Source organism: Colwellia sp. MB02u-10, from assembly GCF_014077185.1.
Classification (GTDB): Bacteria; Pseudomonadota; Gammaproteobacteria; order Enterobacterales; family Alteromonadaceae; genus Cognaticolwellia.
The window spans coordinates 49656-70682 of the sequence record NZ_JACGVK010000139.1 but is presented as its reverse complement, the minus strand read 5'-3'; the positions used below and the strand labels follow the sequence as shown (position 1 = coordinate 70682).

Annotated in this window: 21 protein-coding genes and 1 riboswitch; of the genes, 6 read left to right on the top strand and 15 right to left on the bottom strand. The window is 40.3% G+C overall.

The annotated features are described in order from the left end of the window. Positions 1 to 578: 578 nt before the first annotated feature. On the bottom strand, positions 579 to 1505 hold the full coding sequence (folE2, locus tag H4J59_RS18065) for a GTP cyclohydrolase FolE2 (protein WP_182241370.1): 927 nt from the start codon (positions 1503 to 1505) through the stop codon (positions 579 to 581). Positions 1506 to 1884: 379 nt separating this feature from the next. On the opposite strand from folE2, the gene H4J59_RS18060 reads away from it, so the two are divergent. After that, positions 1885 to 2232, top strand: a complete 348-nt coding sequence (locus H4J59_RS18060; protein WP_182241369.1) for an Hpt domain-containing protein — start codon at positions 1885 to 1887, stop codon at positions 2230 to 2232. Positions 2233 to 2300: 68 nt separating this feature from the next. Here the strand turns inward: H4J59_RS18060 and arcA are convergent, their stop codons facing one another. The 3 genes from arcA to H4J59_RS18045 form a co-directional block, all read right to left on the bottom strand. After that, a complete protein-coding gene (gene arcA / locus H4J59_RS18055; RefSeq protein ID WP_182241408.1) occupies positions 2301 to 3002 on the bottom strand; it encodes a two-component system response regulator ArcA in 702 nt (233 codons plus the stop codon). Between the two features lie 315 nt (positions 3003 to 3317). Next, a complete protein-coding gene (locus tag H4J59_RS18050) occupies positions 3318 to 4934 on the bottom strand; it encodes a sensor histidine kinase (RefSeq protein WP_259369592.1) in 1617 nt (538 codons plus the stop codon). Positions 4935 to 5013: 79 nt separating this feature from the next. After that, positions 5014 to 6063 carry a methyltransferase gene (locus tag H4J59_RS18045; protein ID WP_182241368.1) on the bottom strand — a complete coding sequence of 350 codons (1050 nt, stop codon included), beginning with the start codon at positions 6061 to 6063 and terminating at the stop codon, positions 5014 to 5016. 469 nt (positions 6064 to 6532) lie between these two features. Then, a riboswitch (Lysine riboswitch) is annotated at positions 6533 to 6770 on the top strand. An 80-nt stretch (positions 6771 to 6850) separates the two neighbouring features. On the opposite strand from H4J59_RS18045, the gene dapA reads away from it, so the two are divergent. The 4 genes from dapA to H4J59_RS18025 are packed head-to-tail and all read left to right on the top strand — an operon-like array spanning position 6851 to position 11067. Further along, a complete protein-coding gene (gene dapA / locus H4J59_RS18040; RefSeq protein ID WP_182241367.1) occupies positions 6851 to 7861 on the top strand; it encodes a 4-hydroxy-tetrahydrodipicolinate synthase in 1011 nt (336 codons plus the stop codon). After that, on the top strand, positions 7858 to 8607 hold the full coding sequence (locus H4J59_RS18035; protein WP_182241366.1) for a 2,3,4,5-tetrahydropyridine-2,6-dicarboxylate N-succinyltransferase: 750 nt from the start codon (positions 7858 to 7860) through the stop codon (positions 8605 to 8607). The genes dapA and H4J59_RS18035 overlap by 4 nt, the downstream gene beginning before the upstream one ends. A gap of 9 nt (positions 8608 to 8616) precedes the next feature. Further along, positions 8617 to 9879: a PLP-dependent decarboxylase gene (locus tag H4J59_RS18030; RefSeq protein WP_404852035.1), complete on the top strand. Its 1263-nt coding sequence runs from the start codon at positions 8617 to 8619 to the stop codon at positions 9877 to 9879. Between the two features lie 39 nt (positions 9880 to 9918). Further along, positions 9919 to 11067, top strand: a complete 1149-nt coding sequence (locus H4J59_RS18025; RefSeq protein ID WP_182241365.1) for a succinylglutamate desuccinylase/aspartoacylase family protein — start codon at positions 9919 to 9921, stop codon at positions 11065 to 11067. A 106-nt stretch (positions 11068 to 11173) separates the two neighbouring features. Here the strand turns inward: H4J59_RS18025 and yjgA are convergent, their stop codons facing one another. Continuing rightward, a complete protein-coding gene (yjgA, locus tag H4J59_RS18020; protein WP_182241364.1) occupies positions 11174 to 11695 on the bottom strand; it encodes a ribosome biogenesis factor YjgA in 522 nt (173 codons plus the stop codon). 105 nt (positions 11696 to 11800) lie between these two features. Here yjgA and pmbA point away from each other — a divergent pair, with 105 nt between their 5' ends. Next, entirely contained in the window at positions 11801 to 13156 is a 1356-nt protein-coding gene (pmbA, locus tag H4J59_RS18015) for a metalloprotease PmbA (protein ID WP_182241363.1), read from the top strand. Positions 13157 to 13268: 112 nt separating this feature from the next. Here pmbA and mgtE read toward each other — a convergent pair whose 3' ends face one another. From mgtE to kdsC, 10 genes are all read right to left on the bottom strand, one after another. Further along, entirely contained in the window at positions 13269 to 14630 is a 1362-nt protein-coding gene (mgtE, locus tag H4J59_RS18010; protein WP_182241362.1) for a magnesium transporter, read from the bottom strand. A 514-nt stretch (positions 14631 to 15144) separates the two neighbouring features. Further along, the gene (locus H4J59_RS18005) at positions 15145 to 15423 is read right to left on the bottom strand and encodes an HPr family phosphocarrier protein (RefSeq protein ID WP_182241361.1); all 279 of its coding nucleotides are present in this window, start codon (positions 15421 to 15423) and stop codon (positions 15145 to 15147) included. A 6-nt stretch (positions 15424 to 15429) separates the two neighbouring features. Continuing rightward, entirely contained in the window at positions 15430 to 16284 is an 855-nt protein-coding gene (gene rapZ, locus H4J59_RS18000; RefSeq protein WP_182241360.1) for an RNase adapter RapZ, read from the bottom strand. 6 nt (positions 16285 to 16290) lie between these two features. Then, positions 16291 to 16749: a PTS IIA-like nitrogen regulatory protein PtsN gene (gene ptsN, locus H4J59_RS17995; protein ID WP_182191487.1), complete on the bottom strand. Its 459-nt coding sequence runs from the start codon at positions 16747 to 16749 to the stop codon at positions 16291 to 16293. Between the two features lie 29 nt (positions 16750 to 16778). Then, positions 16779 to 17066 (bottom strand): ribosome hibernation promoting factor, encoded by a 288-nt coding sequence (gene hpf, locus H4J59_RS17990; protein WP_146879615.1) that lies wholly within the window; start codon positions 17064 to 17066, stop codon positions 16779 to 16781. 36 nt (positions 17067 to 17102) lie between these two features. Next, positions 17103 to 18608: an RNA polymerase factor sigma-54 gene (locus tag H4J59_RS17985; protein ID WP_182241359.1), complete on the bottom strand. Its 1506-nt coding sequence runs from the start codon at positions 18606 to 18608 to the stop codon at positions 17103 to 17105. 51 nt (positions 18609 to 18659) lie between these two features. After that, entirely contained in the window at positions 18660 to 19391 is a 732-nt protein-coding gene (gene lptB / locus H4J59_RS17980) for an LPS export ABC transporter ATP-binding protein (RefSeq protein WP_182183828.1), read from the bottom strand. Further along, positions 19392 to 19952, bottom strand: coding sequence for a lipopolysaccharide transport periplasmic protein LptA (gene lptA / locus H4J59_RS17975; RefSeq protein WP_182241358.1), 561 nt, complete (start codon positions 19950 to 19952; stop codon positions 19392 to 19394). It abuts the gene before it with no gap. Next, a complete protein-coding gene (gene lptC, locus H4J59_RS17970) occupies positions 19918 to 20484 on the bottom strand; it encodes an LPS export ABC transporter periplasmic protein LptC (RefSeq protein WP_182241357.1) in 567 nt (188 codons plus the stop codon). The genes lptA and lptC overlap by 35 nt, the downstream gene beginning before the upstream one ends. Beyond that, complete coding sequence (gene kdsC, locus H4J59_RS17965) at positions 20481 to 21026, bottom strand: 3-deoxy-manno-octulosonate-8-phosphatase KdsC (RefSeq protein WP_182241356.1); 546 nt, start codon at positions 21024 to 21026, stop codon at positions 20481 to 20483. Before kdsC ends, lptC begins: the two co-directional genes overlap by 4 nt. Between the last annotated feature and the right edge of the window lies 1 nt (position 21027).

Here is a 21027-nt window from a genome sequence, read left to right as displayed (position 1 = left end):
GGACCTATCACATTAAACATTTAAAATTCAAACGTCAATCTGAATAGAGTAAATACTCGTTATTATTTTACATGCTTATTTGCATATAAAAGAAAATAGCCTGAAACTTAGGTTTTCTTCATCATTTTTGTTGATTTATGCACGATATTTAGGTAATAAAATTATTGTCACTTTGTTTTTCGTAATTTTATTACATTTTTATTTTTTAACGTGTTAATTTTTATCGTGTTTTATATGCACTATTTATTCAGCGTTATAATTAGCGCTGAATATTTTATTTGTGGTTGTAACAGTAATTATAAACACTGGTTACTAGGCGGGATTGATAAGCACTTGGGCATTGAGAATTAATAGCGTACTAATAAAAATTTCACTAATTTTCTGATCATTTCTACTGGCTAAAATAAACCACTGTAGCGTGATTTATACTTGTATTTCAATTCGGCTATAGCCATTTCTACTGTTCAATTAGAAAACGCTTGTTGATTTTATAGCGGTAGAAACAAAAATCCCTAGCCATTTTAAAAATAACTAGGGATGATTGATTTAAAGCTTAATTTGTCGGGTTAAGCTTTAAGTTAAGCTTTATAGCCATCGACAATACCTTTAGTCGTCACACTCACGGCGTCATGGGCATGTAACGACTCTAAATGATTAATACGCAGCCAGAAGTCATCAAATTGCTCAGAGGCATTCATGGTGTGTTGTAAACGACGAGCCGCATCTTCACAAAACATTAAGTTCTGACCATTTAAACGGGCAAATTCTTGTTCGTCTTCACGTTTTACTGCCGCTTGAACGGGTGTTTTCAGTGAGTTTTCAATTAAGTCGACAAGATCTGTAATGGGAAACTCAGTGTTTGAGTGATTAAGTTTAACTTTAAGTTCAGCAACAGAGCGTTGACTATGTGGCGTGGCCATAATACCTTCGGTAGTGCCAAGCCATTCATGTACGTCGGTTAAATCCACATCAGCTTGACCAATAAATTTTTCTTTAAAGGCTTGCTGAATAAGCTGACGAGCCAAGGCTGCAGAACAAGGGCAAGTTGAAGAGTAACGCACATCAAGAGAAAGCTCGATATCCAACTTACCTTTATTTAAGCGCCCAGTAATAGTAACGGGATAAGCTTTCCAGCCTTGTTTACCACTAATCAGTGATTTGCGGCGCAGGTGATAGTCAAAGCTAAACTTAACTTGGGCATTATCGCTTAGCTCTTGGTGGCTACTGATAAAGCCGTCTAATAAGGTCACTAAACTTTGATGGTTTAAAACATTTGAGTTTGATAATTCATCAAGGAGTAGATACAAGCGTGACATATGTATGCCTTTCGCTGTTGGCTCTTTAAGGTTAACAAACGCATCTACGTAGGCTGAAACCATACGTTCTGATTGGCCTTTTGAGGCAACCATGATAGGCATTTCTATATTACTCATGCCGACCCAATCCAAAGTCCCCTCAGTTTGTGCTGTGGTGTGATTTGCTATATCAGGCATTAATGTTGGCATTTTGACTCCGCTGTTCGCTGTGCACTAGGTAAAGGGTTATCTATGGTAACTTCAGTAGCTAGTAAAATTATAATTAGCATTACTATCGTAAAAATAATGACAGTTTCCACAAGTAGTTAACAACAAGTAGTTAACAAAGTGGAATATAATGCATTGGTCCGGAAAAAGGCGGCTATTTTGAACGAAATACCCCCTAAAAGCAATGTTTGTCATAGCTATGTTGATATTGTTCTAGTATATGGTAGTTGTATTTAATATCTGTTATAAACAGGGGATCTGTAAGTAATAACTTCAGGTTGAAATGTTGTTTGCTATCATATAAATAACATTAAAATTTTAATTCGACGTAGTGAAAAGCTGGCGTCACTAAGGAGGCTTCATGGTAACAACTCGGCACATAGATTTACTCTTGATTAATGGCTATTTAGAGGCGTTAGACCTAGCGGTGATTGAACAAATGTTGGATTTATATATTCAGCAGTCGGCATTGTATTTAACGGCGATCAATAATGCCGTTGTTAATGCTGATCAAAAGGCATGGCAGGAGCAATGCCATAAAATGAAAGGGGCAGCAGCCAGTGCAGGTTTAACTCAAGTGCACCAGAAACTTATCTTGATAGAAAAATCGGCTGAAGACAGTGAAAAAAAGGCTCAGCACTTGCAAGCACTGAGTTTGTTAAACCAACAAGCCATTACTGCTTTTCAACAGTGGTTGTCTGAGCAATAGCCTGACAAGTCACTGTATTAGCAGGTTAATATTAGCAGGTTAATCATTTTACCCTGCTAATAGCGCTATTAATCTAGTTGGCCAATAAATCGATAACCTTCACCATGAATAGTGTTGATCAACTCTGGTGAACTTTCTACTGACTCAAAATGTTTACGTAAGCGACGAATGGTCACATCAACTGTTCGGTCATTGGTGCGTAAGTCTCGACCGGTCATTTCTTTTATCAATTGTTGACGGGTAACAATTTGCCCCGCATTAGCAATAAGTAAACGTAGCGCGCGGTATTCACCACGAGGAATTGATATTTCTCGATGATCTGGTGTGGTCATTTTTCGTGCATTACCATCAAGAGACCACTGATTAAAGCTAATAAGCGCATCGTTTTTTTCTACATTGCTAGGCAACATGCGGCTGAGTATATTGCGCGCACGAATAGTAAGTTCACGTGGATTAAATGGTTTAGTTAGATAATCATCAGCGCCAATTTCTAACCCAAGAATTTTATCAATATCACTGTCGCGACCGGTCAGAAAAATTAAGCCTAAGTCGTTCTGGCGGGTTAATTCTCGCGCAAGTAAGAGTCCATTTTTGCCCGGTAAATTAATATCCATAATAATTAAATTTATTACGTTGTTGGTTAGTGCGCGTTCCATGCCATCACCATCTATTGCTTCGGAGACCTGATAGCCTTCAGCTTCAAATAAATTTTTTAAATTAAAGCGTGTGACGTCTTCGTCTTCTACGATTAATATATGAGGTTTTTGCATGTTCATTGTCCAGTTCTCTGAGGTTTGATTTTAATTTTATTTGTATTTATTTGTATTTATTTGTATTTATTCCTGACCATACAATTATAGACTATTTGATGGCTAATAAATAATCGGCACATGGTATAGAAGCTACCATTAAAAAACAATCAATAGCAGGCTAATTACTGCTTTTTATCACTTTTAAAATAATGGAGACTCAAAATCATGTTAAGTGCTAGTGAATAAATGTTCATTTAACGCGCTTAACGCCCTAAATTGTCACTAATATAACTATAAACTATATTGAAATTTAACCAATAGCGAGTTAATTGGCTACTTATTTATAGGAAAATTAATTTCTATGCTAACGCCATGATCTAATTCGCTGCTTAGTACTATTGAGCCACCAAGTGCTTGAGTCACTAAATTATAAACTAAATGCAAGCCTAAACCACTACCCCCTTCACCACGCTTTGTGGTGGTAAACGGTTCAAAGACCTTATGCTTTATTGATTCAGCAACGCCAATGCCATCATCTTTATAGAGGATGTTAAGTTGGTTGCTCAGTGACATAACTGTTATTGAAATGCGGCCCTCATCTTTACCTTCAAAACCGTGAATGATGGAGTTCATGATCAAATTAATAAGAATTTGATTAATAGGCCCTGGTTTACTATTAATGGTTAAATCATTAGGGCAATCAATATCAATAATGTACGGTAAAACATTGAGTTGAGGTTTGAGAGTGAGTAAAACTTCGTTCAAAAGCTGCTTAACGTCGAAAGTCCGTAGATCTTCACTTGATTGGTCTACGGCGACTTTTTTAAAGCTGGATATCAGGTCGGCGGCACGATTTAGATTACGATAGATAATGGCGACATTTTCGCAACTGTCATGCAAAAACTTTTTTAATTGGCTCGATTTTAGGGTTTTATTATCAAAAGCCTGTTTAATTTCATCTAATCTATCGGCTAATAGTGTTGAGGCTGTTACCCCTAGGCCTATCGGTGTGTTGACTTCATGTGCAACGCCGGCAACCATATCTCCCAGAGAGGCCATTTTTTCGCTTTCAACCAATTGGCTTTGAAATTGATGGAGTTTCTCTAACGTAGAGAGTAACTCTTGGTTAGATTGTTTAAGGGCGTCGGTACGTTTGTTAATTTTATTTTCTAATGCTTGTGAGTGCTCAATACTCTGCTGCCCCTGGGCATCTAATTGCGTGATGTGTTTATCTATGCGAGCAAATAACATATTAATATTAAGCGCTAAAATGTCAGCTTCACGATATGGCATAGTGTCGCACTCTTGTTGAAAGTTTTTTTGTCGAGCGGCAATTTGTACGGTGTTAATCAAAGAAGAGAATGGCGCACTAATATAGCGCTCAAGCTTAAGCGCTATAAAAATGGCGATAATAAATACGATAAAAACAATGATAATACTGATGATTAATAATTTATCAGTAAGCTGTGTGAGGTACTCGCTACTGCTCTGCAAATAAATATAACCGATAATTTTTTCTTTAACTTTAATGGCTTGCATGTACTCAAGGTGTTTTTCTTTGAACCTTGGTGTTAATAAACTTTTAACTTCATGCGATTTTTGCGCAATACTAGCCCGCTGATCATTACGTTTGTAACTATAAAAAAAGGTTAATTTTTCAGTGTCGCTATTGAATTTATAAAGGTATAAGTAATTTAAATTAGGAATGTACTCAGGTAATGAAAAATTATTCTTTAACGCTAGTTGTTCTGAGTTAACTAAATAGGGGAGGCTTTCATCGGCCAAAACATTGGCCCAGTGTTTTATTTCACTGGCTGCGCTTTCATGATAACTCTTGTTAAATTGTTGGCTAATGATTGAGAGACTCAATAGTGATAATAATGTGATGGCACTGATGAAGGTGCTCAAGCAGATACGACGAAGAGACCAAACAGGTTTGATTGTTGACATACAGTACTAAACTCAATTAATGGTGGCTATAAAGTGCTTGTAGAAAATATTATGGCTTTGAACAATCACACATGCTTGGTTATTTCTTTCCATTAAGATAACACTGATAAACCGCAAAACCTTTTTTAATCGCTAAAGTTTTCGTTTTACCCAGTGCTTTTTCCATAATGGGTAAGTATTTCAAAAAACTATTAGCGACAATGGTAATGCAGCCTTTGCTGGCTAAATTTTGCTTTATCTCGGCTAAAAATTGTTCGGTAGCGCCATAATGAGTTTTTACGCCCTGATGAAATGGTGGGTTGGAAATGACAAAATCATAGCGTTCTTGAACATTAGATAAGCTATCTGAGGCAATATATTGCCCGCTTAACTGGTTTAAAGACAGTGTTGTTTGCGCTGAGTGCAAGGCTAACGCACTCACATCAACCAAGGTTAATGTTGTTTTTGGGTGAACTGTGCCGATATAAGCGGCAATAACCCCCGCACCACAACCAAAGTCTAAAACTTTACCTGAAATAACATCAGGTAAGTGTGCTAATAAAACTTCTGTACCCGTGTCTAGTGCATTTTGGCTAAATACGCCTGGCAAAGCGGCAATTTTTAGTACTTTATCTTGTAGCTGTATTGGGTAGTATTTATAAAATTTTTGTAGATCAAAGCGAGGCAGTGAGGGTTTTAATTTGCCAATGTACATTAAGCAATGTCTTGCAGCGTCAACATTTTGGCAATATTCTAGGTAATCAATACCGAGTTTTTCGGCTGACTTTACTCCCGCTTTATTTTCACCAACAATGACTATGGCGGCATCGTCTGTCATTGACTCAGCGAGCATAGCTAAGGTAAAACTAAATTCAGCCTTACTTTTTGGAAAATGGATGATCGCCATATCATGTTTGGTTTTGGCGATATACTCGACGCAAAAATGTGCGTCTACACGGCTATTTTTCAATTGCTGACAAGTTTTATATTCAGCATAATTAGTGTGGTAACTATCAATATGAGCAGCGCTATGCTGACTTAAGTAATGGCTAATAAAACCATCGTCTGCGATATTAACCAAAAGAGGTCTGGTTGCGGCTAGTGCCTCACTATTTCGGTTTAATATTTGGTTAATGTTACTTATTGCCATGAAGATACCTGTAATTAAGCTAACTATTATTTATGGGGGCTATTTATTGACGATATTTATGGCTCGAGTTATGTAAAAATACCGGCGTTACTTTAAAGAAAAATTATCATAATGACAGGGCGAACTCAGCGAGTATTCATTAATACAGCCGTTGTGGATATGTCATAGTGCTGCGTAGTCTACGCGAATTTAATTATCTCGCCATCTTTAGTCCACAGGGGGAAAGCTATTTTGATTCAGTTCAACTTATCGGGCGTAGCTTGTTTTCGTTATGGGCACTCTAGTTATTGAGGACCCAGATGGTATTCACTGATTAGAAAAATAAATAAAAGCAATAAAATCAAACTATTAAATTTAAATAGTGGTATACGTCTAGCCGTCTATTGACTGTGCTTATATTTAAATGTTTTAATATTGTTGTCCCTTATTCCAGTGTGATTAATCGTAAAAGATTAATCACCGCCAATAAAGGGCCAGAAGAGGAGCGTTAACCAGGTAGTTATTGTGAAGAGATCAAACTCTAGTGAGCAATAATGAGGGGGTTTAACGCCGAGGTAATTGCCTTGTTGATAAGGTAATTGCCGGTTGTTAAGGCTTAATTGTTAATATATAACCATTAAGTTTTATAGTCATTGGATATACGTTCGACGGCTACTAGGTTGAATCCTTGCAACTGTCACCTAACTAGGTGGAGAGCTTCTGGCCTTTGTAAAGGCCAAATTTCATCCTAGAAATTTTGTCTGTACAAGCGCCTAAAAGTTCTCCGAACGACAAAAGTTCGAGAGCAATGAATCAAAAAAAACCGATAGAAAATCACCTGATAACAGACCGACCTTTGGTTTGGACCGCACTGATCACGCCATTATTTGATGATGACGGCATTGACTATGTTAGTTTGCGTAAGCTAGTGCTACAACAAAATGCGGCTCACAATGGCATTTTATTATTGGGCAGCACGGGCGAGGGCTTAGCGTTAACCGCGCAAGAGCATTTAAGTATAGTGCAATACGTTTGTGCGATGACGTTACAAGTGCCGATAATGGTTGCTGTTGGCGGCTATAATCTTAACGAGCAACTGGCCTGGATAGCTAAATGCAATAAATTGCCGATAACGGCTTATTTACTTACTAGCCCTATTTATGCCAAGCCGGGGCCCGTAGGGCAAACCGCTTGGTTTAAAAGTTTACTCGATGCTGCAAACGTCCCTTGTATGCTTTATAACGTGCCTTCACGCAGCAGTGTTGAAATTTCCTTTTCGGCCTTACAACAATTACAAAACCATAAAAACTGTTGGGCACTGAAAGAAGCCAGTGGCGATCTTAATAAACTGCTGGCCTATAGAGAGCATTGCCCTAACCTTGACTTGTATAGTGGTGAAGACGCCATGATGCCATACCTTGCGAGTGCCAATGTTAAAGGTTTGGTGTCGGTTTGCGCTAACGTTTGGCCAGAAGCCACTCGGCAATATGTTGCTATGGCCTTAGCTTATCAACATGAAGGACTTTTTCCGCTTTGGCATAAAGCGATATCGGCATTATTTCAAGTGTCTAGTCCGATACCGGTAAAAGTGTTAATGGCTGAGCTGAATATTATTGGCTCTGCAAAACTTCGTCTACCCTTATGCCAAGCAGAACTTTCAGCGCAACACGGTTTACTCGATATTCATCAACACATTCAGCAATGGTTAGCGAGTAACAGCAGCAAGCCTCTAGCTCAGCATCAGACTACTGATGACATTTTAAATGCACAAACCCCTCACCCTTTAGATTTAACTAACTTACGAGCAATAAAATCATGACTTGGCAACAAACATTAACAGACTTAGAAACCGGTAAAGTTCGTGCAGCAGAACAAAATAGCGATGGCACTTGGCAAGTCAATACCGCGGTTAAACAAGCCATTTTAGCGGCATTTAAAGCCGGAGAAAACACTGAGTTCGATGGTATTTATCGTGGCTTTGTAGATAAGCATAACCTACCTGCACGGGAGTTCACCGTTGCTGATAAAGTGAGAATGGTGCCGGGTGGTTCATCGGTTCGTCGTGGTGCCTATGTTGCGCCAGGCGTAATTATTATGCCACCGGCCTATATTAATGTTGGCGCTTTTGTTGATAGTGGCACTATGATTGACAGCCATGCTTTGATTGGCTCATGCGCACAAATAGGCAAAAATGTTCACGTTTCTGCCGCGGTACAAATTGGTGGTGTGCTTGAGCCGATTGGCGCTAGTCCGGTGATTATTGAAGATAACGCCTTTTTAAGTGCTGGCGTGATTATTGTAGAAGGCATTGTCGTGAAAAAAGGTGCGGTTTTAGCCCCAGGCGTATCGTTGTCGGCCTCGGTAGCTGTTTATGACTGTGTCAATAATGTGATACTGGAAAAGGGTGCTGACATTCCTGAAAATGCAGTTGTGGTACCGGGTACACGACCGGTTGCGGGTGATTGGGCTCAGCAGCAAGGACTTAACATGGCTTGCGCATTAATTGTTAAATACCGAGATGAAAAAAGTAATGCCGCTTTAGAACTTGAATCTGTACTGCGTTAGGATCAAAAAATGACTGCCATGTTAAATTCGACAGCTAGGCCAAACTGGCTTAGACCTGCTGTACTTGCACCGCTAGCACAGCACAGTGAAGCACTTAAAAACAGTGTGGAAGCTGAGCAAGATGAAGACGGTTTTTTTCTTTACGATTTAGATTACCTTGAGCAACACTTGTCGGTGTTAATGCAACAAGAGGTGATTAAACTCTGGTTTGCTGTTAAGGCTAATCCCTTGTCGCGTGTAATAAGCACCTTAGCGCAGCAAGGTTTTAATTTTGATGTGGCGAGTCAAGGCGAACTAACGCAAGTATTAGCACAAAATGTTCAAGCCGATCGCATTCTCAATACCGGTCCGGCCAAATCAAAGCGACAAATGAAAGCTTTTTTAAGCCAAGGCGTGCGCACTTTTGTCGTGGAGAGTTTGAACCAGTTGCAATGGCTTAATGAAGCAGCAATAGAATTGGCTTGCCAACCACAAGTATTATTAAGAGTACAATTACAGTGGCAAGAAGGTGAAAAAAATCCTTTAGGGGGTAATGAAGTGACGCCTTTTGGTTTATCTTGCCAAGAGTGGCAAACCATAAAAGTTAGTCACTTTCCGGCGTTAAATATTAATGGCTTGCATATTTTCCAATGGGGAAATATGCTCAGCAATGCTCGGATGTATGAGCTTTGGTCACAAATGGTCACGCCATTGTTATCGCTAGCAAAACAATTGGGCATGAGGTTAGAAGTCTTAGATTTAGGCGGTGGCCTAGGTGTTGATTACCTGCAAACAGGGCAAGGCCTAAGCTGGAAACAAATTGTTGCCGACTTAGCCAAAATAAAAGCACAGGCAGGTGTTAGCGAGCTCTGGCTAGAGCTAGGTCGTTTTGCCGTTGCTGACATGGGTTATTACGTGACTTCGGTTGTTGACCGTAAACAAAACTTTCAGCAGCAACAATTAGTGCTTGCCGGTGGCATCAATCATTTAATTCGCCCGGCAATTACCGAGCAGCCCTTTCCTGTCACTATGCTGAGAGAGTCGGCAGCAAGCCCTGGTTATTTTGATCTACATGGCCCGCTTTGTACCAGTTTAGATAAATTGGGTACCTTGGCAATAGCCAGTGATGTTGATGTGGGTGACCAATTAATTTTTGGTTTAGCCGGCGCTTATGGCTTTACTGAAAGTATGCCGTTTTTTCTTTGTCATCAAATTGCCGCTGAATATGTTTTACAGCAAGGCAAAATTGAGCAAGTACGTGCAGCAGAGCCTGCAACTTGGTATTTACGTTAACCTAGTCAATAAAGTCGTTTGATTGGTAAGAGATTATTTATGAATTTAATCAGTAAAGAAGTGATGCATGTCGGTGAAATGGCCAGTGGTGCTGCGCTTACCGTGCCGGTTTATCGTATTAAGGGTAAACAGCAGGGGCCTGATGTTTATATCCAGGCTAATATGCATGGCGCAGAAGTGCAGGGCAATGCGGTTATTTTTCAGTTACTAGAGCAATTAAAAACCCTTGAATTAAATGGCAGTATTACGCTCGTGCCTTATGCCAACCCTGTGGCTTGTAATCATAAAAATGGGGAATATACCTTAGGGCGATTTGATCCCATTACCGGCGTTAATTGGAACCGGATGTTTCATTTTGATGCCGATATTATTGCGCCGTTTGCACAAGCGCATTTAACCGCTACTAGCGCTGAAATTGAGGGAGCGTTTAAAGCATTACTGTTGCAGCAAATAGCTGAAAAGTTAAATCATAATATTTATGGCCTGACGACAGGGCAACGCATTGCCTTTCAACTGCAGCGGTTAGCACATCAAGCTGATATTGTTTTAGATCTGCACACTGGGCCGATTTCCAGTAAGCACTTATATTGTCCTGAATATGCCATAGCCAGTGCAAAGCACTTTGATATCCCACATACCTTATTGATTCCTAACGACTTTGATGGTGCATTAGATGAAGCCACATTCTGTCCTTGGTGGCAATTACAGCAGACCTTTGCTGCCCTTGGCCGTGACTTTCCTATAACTAAAACTGAGGCCAATCATGGCCAAGATGTTATTATCAAAGAGAGTTTTACCGTTGAGTTGGGTTCACAAGAGCAGATTGATTTAGAGGTTGCCCGTGAAGATGCTTTAGGTATTTTAAGTTATCTGCAGTATCAAGGTGTGATCAATAGCCAAGATTACCAGCCGAAAACCATGACGCGTTACAGCTGTATGTTAGCCGATTACAAGGCACTATATTCCCCCATGGGCGGTATGGTGGATTACTTGGCTCAATTTGGTCAGCCTTTAGCGGCAGGAGAACCATTAGCGCGTATTTTACGTATGGATAATTATGGTGATGGCGACCCATTACACTATATAACCTTAGATCACAGTGTCATACCAATTTTGCATTTTGCTTCGGCGAGTGTCAATCAAGGTACTGAACTTTATAAAGTATTTAGTAAGTTTAGTATTTTATAGTCGTGCGTTTTGAAAAGAAAAAGCGCCTTGATTTAGCCTTAAATCAAGGCGCTTTTTTTGTGCCGTTATCCGGGCTATTATTTTTTAATAGCGATTTAAACCCTAGCTACTTAAAAACTACGTGTTCTTTTAAGTAAGTAAACAAGTCACGGTAATGTTTACCGGTTTTTTCAGCACTGTGCTCTTTTTTCGCCTGACGGACTAATTGTCTCAGCTTTTGCCTTTCCATGCTGTCGCATTCGGCTAACAAGGCTTCAATGGTGTCATTACCGTCTGCTATCAGGTCGTCACGCAATTTTTCGAGCTTTTCAAATTTGACCGACTCTTGCTGATGTTTATTGGCCATAACGTCCATTGCCTGCTTAATCGGCTCAAGATCCATTTCAGACAATATTTTCGCGACATGACGGACATGACGACGCATAGCTTCATGCTTATTGGTGATTTTATCTGCTAGCAGCATAGCGGCTTTCAGTTCATCAGTTAGCGGTAGCTTGCTGCGTTGATGCTTCGACATTTTGACTATGATCAGGCCAAAGTCTTGCAGTCGATGCATTTCTCGTTTTATTTCTGATTTACTCAGTAATTCTTCTTCTAATTCATCGATATCGTTGGCAGAGTGGGGCATAATGTTAAGCAATAAAGTGATAATTACCTATAGTATACAACAAAGCAGTATCAGCAAAAACATTCCTGTTGCATGTATCGATAAAATGTGAGAAATAATTTACCTATGAGCGATTCAGATAGTATTCAAATGCAAATAGAACATGTGAAAAAACGTGTTAATGACGCCATGACAATGGCTAAATCACTCGGAGCCGATGGTGCTGAAGTTGCGATGAGTCGCCAACAAGGTCTTAGCGTGAGTACCCGTTTAGGCGAGGTTGAAAATGTTGAGTTTACCAGTGATGGTGGGCTTGGCATAACCGTTTACAAAGACGGTCGTAAAGGTAGCGCTTCTACGGCTGATTTATCTGAAAAAGCTTTAAAACAAGCCATAGAAGCCGCGGTAAATATTGCTAAATATACCTCTGTTGATGAATGCTCAGGTATGGCAGATAAAGATTTATTGTCGATGACGCCTGAAGACTTAGATTTATATCACCCTAAAGCGTTAACCACAGAGCAAGCGATTAGTTTGGCAAAAACCTGTGAAGACACGGCGCTTGGCTATGATAAACGTATTACTAATTCAGACGGCGCCACATTAGAGAGCTTTGAAGGTTTTAAAGTTTACGGCAATAGTCAGGGGCAGCTAGTGGGCTATCCGAGTACGCGCCATAATTTAAGTTGTGTGATGATTGCCAAAGAAGGTGAAGACATGCAGCGCGATTATGCTTATACCGTTAGTCGTGAATTTGATGCTATGGAAAGTGCAGCCAACATAGGGCAACAAGCGGCTAAAGAAACATTATCACGCTTAGGTGCTCGTAAGTTAGCGACCGCTAAAGTACCTGTGATGTTTCGAGCTGATGTGGCTAATAGCTTATTTGGCCATTTTATTGCCGCGATTAGTGGTGGTAATTTGTATCGACAATCTTCTTTTTTGATGGACGCCATTGGCCAACAAGTTTTTCCTGAATTTTTAAACATTAGTGAACGTCCTCATTTGAAAAAGGCCTTGGCAAGTAGTGCTTTTGACGCCGAAGGTGTCGCTACCCTAGATCGTGAAATTATTACGGATGGCAGTTTAGCCACTTACCTGTTAACTAGCTATTCAGCGCGTAAGTTAGGCATGAAATCAACCGGTCATGCCGGTGGTATTCATAATTGGCAACTCGGCATGAAAGACGCAGGCCAAGGCGGTGATTTTGATGCGATGTTAAAAACTTTAGGCACGGGTTTGTTAGTAACCGAGTTGATGGGGCAAGGCGTGAATGTCGTGACGGGTGACTATTCTCGTGGTGCAGCAGGCTTTTGGGTGGAAAATGGTGAAATAGCTTATCCAGTGGATGAAATTACCATTGCGGGTAAATTACAGGATATGTTTGCTGGTATTGTCGCTATTGGTAACGATACCGATATGCGAGGCAGTATTCGTACCGGTTCTATTATTGTTAACCAGATGCAAGTAGCGGGCAGTTAAAAATAATAGAAGTTTGAAGTTAAAAGCTGTCAGCTGTCAGAAAAAACAACTGAACAGTAACTAGTTTCAGTTGTTTACTGACAGCTTTAAACTGAAAGCTTATCGCTATGGTTTATTTTCCAAGCAGCAAGGTCGCTGTGCCTAAGAAGGCAAATATACCCACGACATCGGTTACCGTTGTCAAGATAACACTACCGGCTAAGGCGGGATCTATATTCATTTTTTTCAACATTAATGGCACGGTAACACCGGCAATGCCAGCCGCGGTCATATTCATTAACATGGCAAAGGCAATGATGGCGCCCAGCATTAAGTTTTGCTGCCAAATCGCCACAACAGAAGCGATTAACACCGCCCAAATTAGACCATTAAAAAAACCAATGGCCAATTCTTTATAGAGTAAAATTCGCGAGTTACTTTCACCAACATGGCCTAAGGCCATAGCGCGGATAACTAAGGTTAAAGTTTGGTTGCCGGCGACGCCGCCCATGCTAGGCACTAAAGAGTTTAACACCGCCAAAATAGCCAGTTGATTTAAAATGCCTTCAAACATGCTCGACACTGCGACAGCCAGAAGAGCGGTGATTAAGTTCACGCCTAACCAAATAGAACGGCGTTGGGTACTTTTTAAGACCGGAGCAAAGGTGTCAGCCTCGTCATCTAGACCCGCCATACTCATCATAGAATGCTCGGCTTCCTCACGAATAATATCAATAACATCATCGATGGTAATACGACCCAGTAGTCGTGCTTCGTGATCGACAACAGGGGCAGAAAACCAATCATAGCGCTCAAATAGCTGCGCGACATCTTTTTCATTCATATCGGCGGTAATGGCTTGAATATCTTTATTGATTAGGTCTGAGATAATGGTTTCTGCTTTGGCAGTAACAATAGCAGATAAAGATACTGAACCAAGGAAATGATCAGCTCTGTCAACCACATAAAAAGAGTCGGTTGCTTCAGGTAATTCACCACGTAGTCGTAAATAACGTAGCACCACATCTACCGTAACATCAGGACGAATAGAGATGGTATCGGTATTCATGATACCGCCGGCCGTGTCTTCCTCAAATGAAAGTGCAGCCTCAACACGATGGCGATCTTGCCAGTCCATCGCGTTAAGCACTTCCTGATAAACTGTGTCAGGTAGTGTTCTGAATACTTCAGCTAAATCGTCAACATCCATTCCTTCTGCAACGGCAGCTAGTTTTTCTGGATGAATATTTTTCAGAATGCCTTTTCGAACTTCTTCGTTTAACTCTTCGAGCACATCACCGTGATGATCGGCATCAATAAGCTGCCAAAGTGCGACACGGCTTTTGCTTGGCGATGACTCTAATAATAAAGCGAGATCGTAAGTGGGCATGTCTTGCAATAGCTTGCGAACATGGACAAACATACCACTATCAAGGGCATCATTAACCTGCTGAAGGCGCTGATGATTGTATTCTTGTTTAGAACCTTCCGGCATATATTCACCTTTTGCCGTTGTAAAACGAAAACTGAAAATTATCAGGGGTTGTTGAACTGACTTTAGTGCAGTTTGTTTAGTAGGTAGGCTCAGCAAACACATGATATGCCGCTGGCTACATAGACGTATGAGCACGCCATAGCCCTTGCAAACTAATACTATTATCTTTGGGTTTATCTAAAGCTACTGAAGCGAGTTCAATGTTAACCCAAAAAGTTAAACAGATCCTATTATGAGAGATAACTATTAAGCTTTTGTTATAGCCAATAAATAAACATAAGCATCGATAGATTTGGACGGTAGTGCGACTCAGGAGACACAGTTGAAAACGGTTATGCTTGAGTTATTTCGCTTATTCTAAAAGCTTTAATGTAGTGCTAAATTGGCTAGTATATTATTTTAGTCACTAGGGTTCGTTAATAATTATCCGCGTAGAGTTTACCGTAATCTAGCCATTTTAGCAGCTTTTTTATTGACTTAAGCGTGTGCTTAGCAAGGATAAAGCACTCAGTTATTATTCGGCTTCATTAAATTTGTCACTAAAGAGTTGGCAAATCTCTACTAGGGCTTGTTCAGCATCTTGGCCAGAAGCAATAACCTTGACGGTTTTACCTTGGGCGCCTGCCAGCAGCATTAGCCCCATAATACTATTCGCGTCTGCTCGGTTTTCGTCTAATTCAATAATGACTTTAGCGGTGAATTTTTGGCTTAATTGGGCAAGCTTAGAAGCCGCTCGGGCATGCAGCCCAAGTTTATTGATAATAAGTACAGTGCAGCTAGTGGACTTGCTCATCTTAGTTTATGTGCCTTCAACGGTTAAGTCACGGTGGCGAGATTGCACATCTTTACGCTCTTTACGCAAATTATTTGCCAGTAATTCGGCAATATAGACCGAGCGATGCTTGCCACCCGTACAACCAATGGCAATGGTGATATAACTGCGATTATTACGTTCTAAGTGGGGTAACCAGGTCATCATAAAACTGTTAATTTGCCAAACAAATTTAGTCACAATGGGCTGGCTAGCAAGAAAGTCTTGTACCGGTTTGTCTAAACCTGTGTAGCCTTTTAGCTCTTTATCCCAAAATGGATTAGGTAAAAAGCGTGCATCAAAGACATAATCAGCATCTTGTGGTACACCATGTTTAAAACCAAATGATTCAAACACAACCACCATTGAACCAGACGTTTTACCCAGAACTCGCTCTCTAACTAAGTCAGCGAGTTGGTGCGGTGTCAGTTGACTGGTATTGATGTATAAGTCTGCCCGACTGGCGATGGGCTCAAGTAATTTTTTCTCCAAGGCAATCGCTTGGTCTAGCGCAATATTTTGCTTGATCAACGGATGTAAACGTCGCGTTTCACTGAACCGGCGAATAAGGTCACTATCATCAGCATCTAAATACAGTATGCTCAATTCTACCGCATTGGGCAGATATTCAATAATTTCGGGTACGTCGTTAGGATCGGCTGGTAGGTTACGAACATCGAGGCTTACGGCAACATTTTCATAATCATTAATAACCGTATGGGTCAGTGCGGGTAACAAGTTGACAGGGATATTATCAACACAATAATAACCTAAATCCTCTAAAACACGCAGTGCAACACTTTTCCCTGATCCTGAGCGGCCACTTACAATAATTAATTTCATCCGTGTTTAACTCGCTTGTTGTATTAACTGAAACAGTTCTTGATTACTTTTGCATTTACGCACTTGCTTGCAAAATTGCTTGTCACGAAAGATTTTTGCGATACTTTGCAGCGTACTCAAGTGGCTCTGGCATTCTTCTTCAGGAACGAATAAGGCGATAAAAATATCAACGGGGCGATGATCAATAGCGTCAAAATTAATCGCTTGTTCTGTGGTAATAACCACGGCAATAGGTTTCGTAGGCGTAGCATTTTCTAGACGGCCATGAGGTATAGCAATGCCATTACCTATGCCCGTTGAACCCATTCTTTCGCGTTTAACTAAGCTTTCTAAGAGCTGAAAAGTATCATGACTGTCGAGTTTATCGGCGGCCAAGCGACTTAAATATTCTAATATACGTTTTTTACTGGCACCCGGTGCTGCACAAATAGTGCAGTCCGGGGTTAAGATGTCTTGCAACTTCATAAACTTCTAAGACCTGTAGCGAAATGGCGCTAATGTTTGTTGATTTTACCTTTATATTTCAATATTTGGCGATCTAGCTTGTCAATTAATGCATCAATCGATGCATACATGTCACTATGCTGTGCCTTAGCATGAACTTCGGTGCCACTTAAGTGCACTGTTGATTCAGCAATCTGATTCTGTTTTTCTACCGTTAATACTACATGTACATTATTGATATGATCAAAATGACGTTCTAGTTTTTCAAACTTGCCATTGACATAATCACGTAATGAATCGGTAACATCGACATGGTGTCCAGTAAGATTAATTTGCATATACTTCAATCCTCTTTATTGGCTGAATAAAACTGCCTACAATAGGCTTTTACGTTGATTTGATGGCGGTATAGAAAGTGACTCTCGATATTTGGCAATGGTACGCCTTGCCACTTGTATACCTTGCTCTGCTAAAATATCTGCCATTTTACTATCGCTGAGTGGCTTTGCAGGCACTTCAGCAGCCACTAGCTTTTTAATTAATTCTCGAATAGCCGTTGATGAACATTCGCCGCCGTTTTCAGTACTAACGTGGCTAGAAAAAAAGTACTTAAGCTCAAAAATTCCTCTAGGCGTGTGCATATATTTTTGCGTGGTCACACGAGAAATAGTTGATTCATGCATATCTACGGCTTCGGCAATATCGTTCAATACCATAGGGCGCATTGACTCAGGTCCATGTTCAAAAAAGCCTTGTTGGCGTTGCACAATACAATTTGAAACCTTTAAAAGCGTTTCGTTACGGCTCTCTAAGCTTTTAATAAACCATTTTGCTTCTTGCAAGTTAGAGCGAATAAATTGATTATCAGTAGATGACTTCATTGAACGAGACATAGCCGCGTATTGCTGATTAACCGATAGTTTAGGTGCAGTGTCAGGATTGAGCTCTACTGTCCAGCGGCCGTTTTTCTTTTCAACAGACACGTCTGGGATAACATATTGTTCTTCACTTTTTATGACGCTATCACCTGGACGGGGATCTAAACTTTGTATTAGGCGAATAACTTCGCGTAATTGCTCTTCTTTCAAGCGTAATTTACGCATCAATTGACGATAATCGCGATTACCGAGTAAATCAATATACTCGCTGACGGCAATTTTGCTTTCCGCTAACCAAGGGGTATCTTTAGCAAATTGATTAAGCTGAATACGCAAGCACTCGGGAATTGAACGAGCGGCTACACCAATGGGGTCAAATACGTTAATACGCTTTAACACCACTTCAATCTCATCAAGTTCTACACCATCAATACCGACACTTTCTAAGATCTCTTCGGCTGAAACGGTTAAATAACCTGCTTCATCTATGGCTTCAATAATGGCAATGGCAATGGTTCTGTCAGTGTCAGTAAAGGGCGTTAGTTCCATCTGCCAAATCAGATGGTCTTGTAATGAGTCTTTCGTTTCACCTTGATAAGTATAATCTTCTGAGGCATGGCCAACACCGCCACTACTGACACCGGCACTGAAGTTATCATCCCATGTGCTATCACTGTTTAGTTCTTCGGGGATGTCTGTTTTTGCTAAACCTTCAGAGGAGCTAATTTCGTCTATCGAGGGAGTGGAGTCTTCGCTGCCATCAGAGGATGTTGCTGACTTTTCGCCTAAAGTTACCGAATATCCTGCTTCTAAATGGTCAGGGGTATTTTCTGAATTGTTATCGTGCGTTTCGTCAACTTCAAGCAAAGGGTTACTTTCAAGTGCCTCTTGAATCTCTAGTTGAAGATCCAAAGTTGATAATTGCAACAGTTTGATCGCCTGCTGCAATTGCGGGGTCATCGTTAACTGTTGTCCGATACGGAGTTGCAGAGTAGGACGCATTTACGTTTTCTTTTCCCTATTCAAATTCATTAGTTCAATTGGTTTTATTCACTATAGCGTGAATTGTTCGCCAAGGTATACATCTCTTACATGTTGATTTGCAAGAATTTGCTTTGAATTACCCTCAGCGATAAGTTCACCATGACTAACGATGTAGGCATGTTCACAAACATCGAGTGTTTCTCGTACATTGTGATCTGTGATCAAAATACCTATGCCACGATCTTTTAAGTGTAGGATAATTTTTTTTATATCACCTACTGAAATTGGGTCAACACCGGCAAAGGGTTCATCCAGAAGTATAAATTTAGGATCTGCGGCTAATGCCCGTGCTATTTCAACTCGTCGGCGCTCACCGCCAGATAAACTCATGCCTAAGTTATCTTTTATATGGCCTATGTTGAACTCTTCTAATAAATGTTCAAGTTTTTCTTGTCGGTCAACGTCACTAAGTGATTTACGTGTTTGTAAAATGGCCATGATGTTGTCATGAACCGATAACTTACGAAAAATAGAGGCTTCTTGTGGCAAATAACCGATACCTTTTCTCGCGCGCTCGTGCATCGGCAGTAAGGTTATATCTTCATCATTTAAGACAATTGAGCCACTGTCGTTCTTCACCAAGCCAACAATCATATAAAAAGAGGTGGTTTTACCTGCGCCATTTGGTCCTAATAAGCCAACAATTTGTCCTGCTGAAACGTGCATACTGACGTTTTTAACAACTTTCCTGCCTTTATAGGACTTGGCAAGGCCGGTTGCTGATAATGTAGAAGTTGACATTTACTCTTGCTTATCCTTTGATTTTATAGGCAATTTAATTTTGTTTTTCGGCTGTAATACGGTTTCAACTTTAGCATTGTCTAGGCTTTCGGCGTTGACATATTCTGTGGAAAAATTATAGGTGATTTTACTGCCACTGACTTTACTGCCTTCTTGGCTAAGGAGGGCATTGCCTGAAATAACGACGGTATTCATACTCGGCTCATAACGGATTTCATTGGCTTGCAAATTGATTGGGCTACCATCTTGAAGTGTTTGTTCAAAGGTCGCCGGTGAGCCTTTGGCAATATAAATTTTGCTGTCACTTTTTTCTTGGGTGATAACCTGTACTAACTCAGCATGTATGGTTAGTGTGCCCTGAGAAATAATGACATTATCAATATAACTGAATATTTTATTTTTGAGATCGGCAGCTTGGCGTGAAGAAGATATTTTAATCTCTTGTTCTACGTCAAATTTTTCTGCACTTGCGACAGGCACTAATAATGCTAACGCCGTGAGGCAATATAAGTTACTTTTTAATAAGTTACTTTTTAATTTTTTTATAAATAGTCTGTACATGTTCGGTCAATGTCATCTGTGTTGTGTTTAAGTCTACAATTAATCCTGAGCCATACATAGTAAATCCTTTACCTAATATTAAGATAGTTTGCTCTGAGCTGATAATATTAGTTTTTAAGTCCATTTCTAAATTTTTACCATGCACTTCCTGTATCAAACTTTCTTTATCAGTGGCGATTAAACGTACGCGATTTGCTAATTTTACGCGATTGTTGTTATACAAGGTGCCTTCATTGGCGGTTATTTTCCAAGTAGGTTTGTTGTTCCTTGGGTATAATGTATAGCGTGGATATTCAAAGTGTGTGACCCCTAATTCAGCATAATGTTCCATGCGTTTCGCTTCTACATTATAAGATAATGCCCCAGTATTTTTATACACATCACTGTTAAGGTTTTCAGCAATAAATTCAGGGTTATTTGCGGTATCGAGAATGTTGCTGGTTTCTTCCTTCGCGCCATACCATTCAAGTAAGCCATAGGTGGTTAAGGCCAATAAAAATAAGCTTATACTGACAAGGTATATGCGATTCATAGGCTAGCGCCCGTTGCATCAGCTAGGGTATTTTGGCTTTGCATAATAAGATCGCAAGTTTCGCGCACGGCGCCGAAACCACCTCGGGTATAGGTGATGTAGTCACAAGATTTTAAAATGGTGGGGTGCGCGTCATTGACCGCAATACTAAAACCAACATAATTAAGGCAGTCAAAATCTGGCATATCGTCGCCGATGTAAGCCACTTGTTCAGGCGCTAATGTTAATGCGCTGAGCATAGCTTTTAAAGCCGGTAGCTTATTTTCTTCGCCTTGTACTATGTGCTTAACATTTAATGCACTCATACGGGTTTGCACGATAGTTGAAGTTCTGCCCGTGATCACCGCTACATCAACGCCGCTTGCACCTAAGGCTTTAACGCCATAACCATCTTTAGTATGAAAGGCTTTCAATTCTTCACCATTATTACCTAAGTAAATACGACCATCTGAAAAAACGCCGTCTATATCACAAACAAAGAGTTTGATGTTTTGCGCTTTTTGCCAAACACTTGGCGCTACTTTTCCGTATAAACTGTTCACC

Excerpts from the sequence above, each read along its gene's own strand:
- folE2 (WP_182241370.1), bottom strand. The coding sequence starts at position 1,505 with ATGCCAACATTAATGCCTGATATAGCAAATCACACCACAGCACAAACT.
- lptC (WP_182241357.1), bottom strand. The coding sequence starts at position 20,484 with ATGAATCGCATATACCTTGTCAGTATAAGCTTATTTTTATTGGCCTTA.
- H4J59_RS18030 (WP_404852035.1), top strand. The coding sequence starts at position 8,617 with ATGACTGCCATGTTAAATTCGACAGCTAGGCCAAACTGGCTTAGACCT.
- lptB (WP_182183828.1), bottom strand. The coding sequence starts at position 19,391 with ATGTCAACTTCTACATTATCAGCAACCGGCCTTGCCAAGTCCTATAAA.
- yjgA (WP_182241364.1), bottom strand. The coding sequence starts at position 11,695 with ATGCCCCACTCTGCCAACGATATCGATGAATTAGAAGAAGAATTACTG.
- H4J59_RS18005 (WP_182241361.1), bottom strand. The coding sequence starts at position 15,423 with ATGAGCAAGTCCACTAGCTGCACTGTACTTATTATCAATAAACTTGGG.
- dapA (WP_182241367.1), top strand. The coding sequence starts at position 6,851 with ATGAATCAAAAAAAACCGATAGAAAATCACCTGATAACAGACCGACCT.
- lptA (WP_182241358.1), bottom strand. The coding sequence starts at position 19,952 with ATGTACAGACTATTTATAAAAAAATTAAAAAGTAACTTATTAAAAAGT.
- rapZ (WP_182241360.1), bottom strand. The coding sequence starts at position 16,284 with ATGAAATTAATTATTGTAAGTGGCCGCTCAGGATCAGGGAAAAGTGTT.
- H4J59_RS18035 (WP_182241366.1), top strand. The coding sequence starts at position 7,858 with ATGACTTGGCAACAAACATTAACAGACTTAGAAACCGGTAAAGTTCGT.
- arcA (WP_182241408.1), bottom strand. The coding sequence starts at position 3,002 with ATGCAAAAACCTCATATATTAATCGTAGAAGACGAAGACGTCACACGC.
- mgtE (WP_182241362.1), bottom strand. The coding sequence starts at position 14,630 with ATGCCGGAAGGTTCTAAACAAGAATACAATCATCAGCGCCTTCAGCAG.
- H4J59_RS17985 (WP_182241359.1), bottom strand. The coding sequence starts at position 18,608 with ATGCGTCCTACTCTGCAACTCCGTATCGGACAACAGTTAACGATGACC.
- H4J59_RS18025 (WP_182241365.1), top strand. The coding sequence starts at position 9,919 with ATGAATTTAATCAGTAAAGAAGTGATGCATGTCGGTGAAATGGCCAGT.
- H4J59_RS18060 (WP_182241369.1), top strand. The coding sequence starts at position 1,885 with ATGGTAACAACTCGGCACATAGATTTACTCTTGATTAATGGCTATTTA.
- H4J59_RS18050 (WP_259369592.1), bottom strand. The coding sequence starts at position 4,934 with ATGTCAACAATCAAACCTGTTTGGTCTCTTCGTCGTATCTGCTTGAGC.
- pmbA (WP_182241363.1), top strand. The coding sequence starts at position 11,801 with ATGAGCGATTCAGATAGTATTCAAATGCAAATAGAACATGTGAAAAAA.
- ptsN (WP_182191487.1), bottom strand. The coding sequence starts at position 16,749 with ATGAAGTTGCAAGACATCTTAACCCCGGACTGCACTATTTGTGCAGCA.
- hpf (WP_146879615.1), bottom strand. The coding sequence starts at position 17,066 with ATGCAAATTAATCTTACTGGACACCATGTCGATGTTACCGATTCATTA.
- H4J59_RS18045 (WP_182241368.1), bottom strand. The coding sequence starts at position 6,063 with ATGGCAATAAGTAACATTAACCAAATATTAAACCGAAATAGTGAGGCA.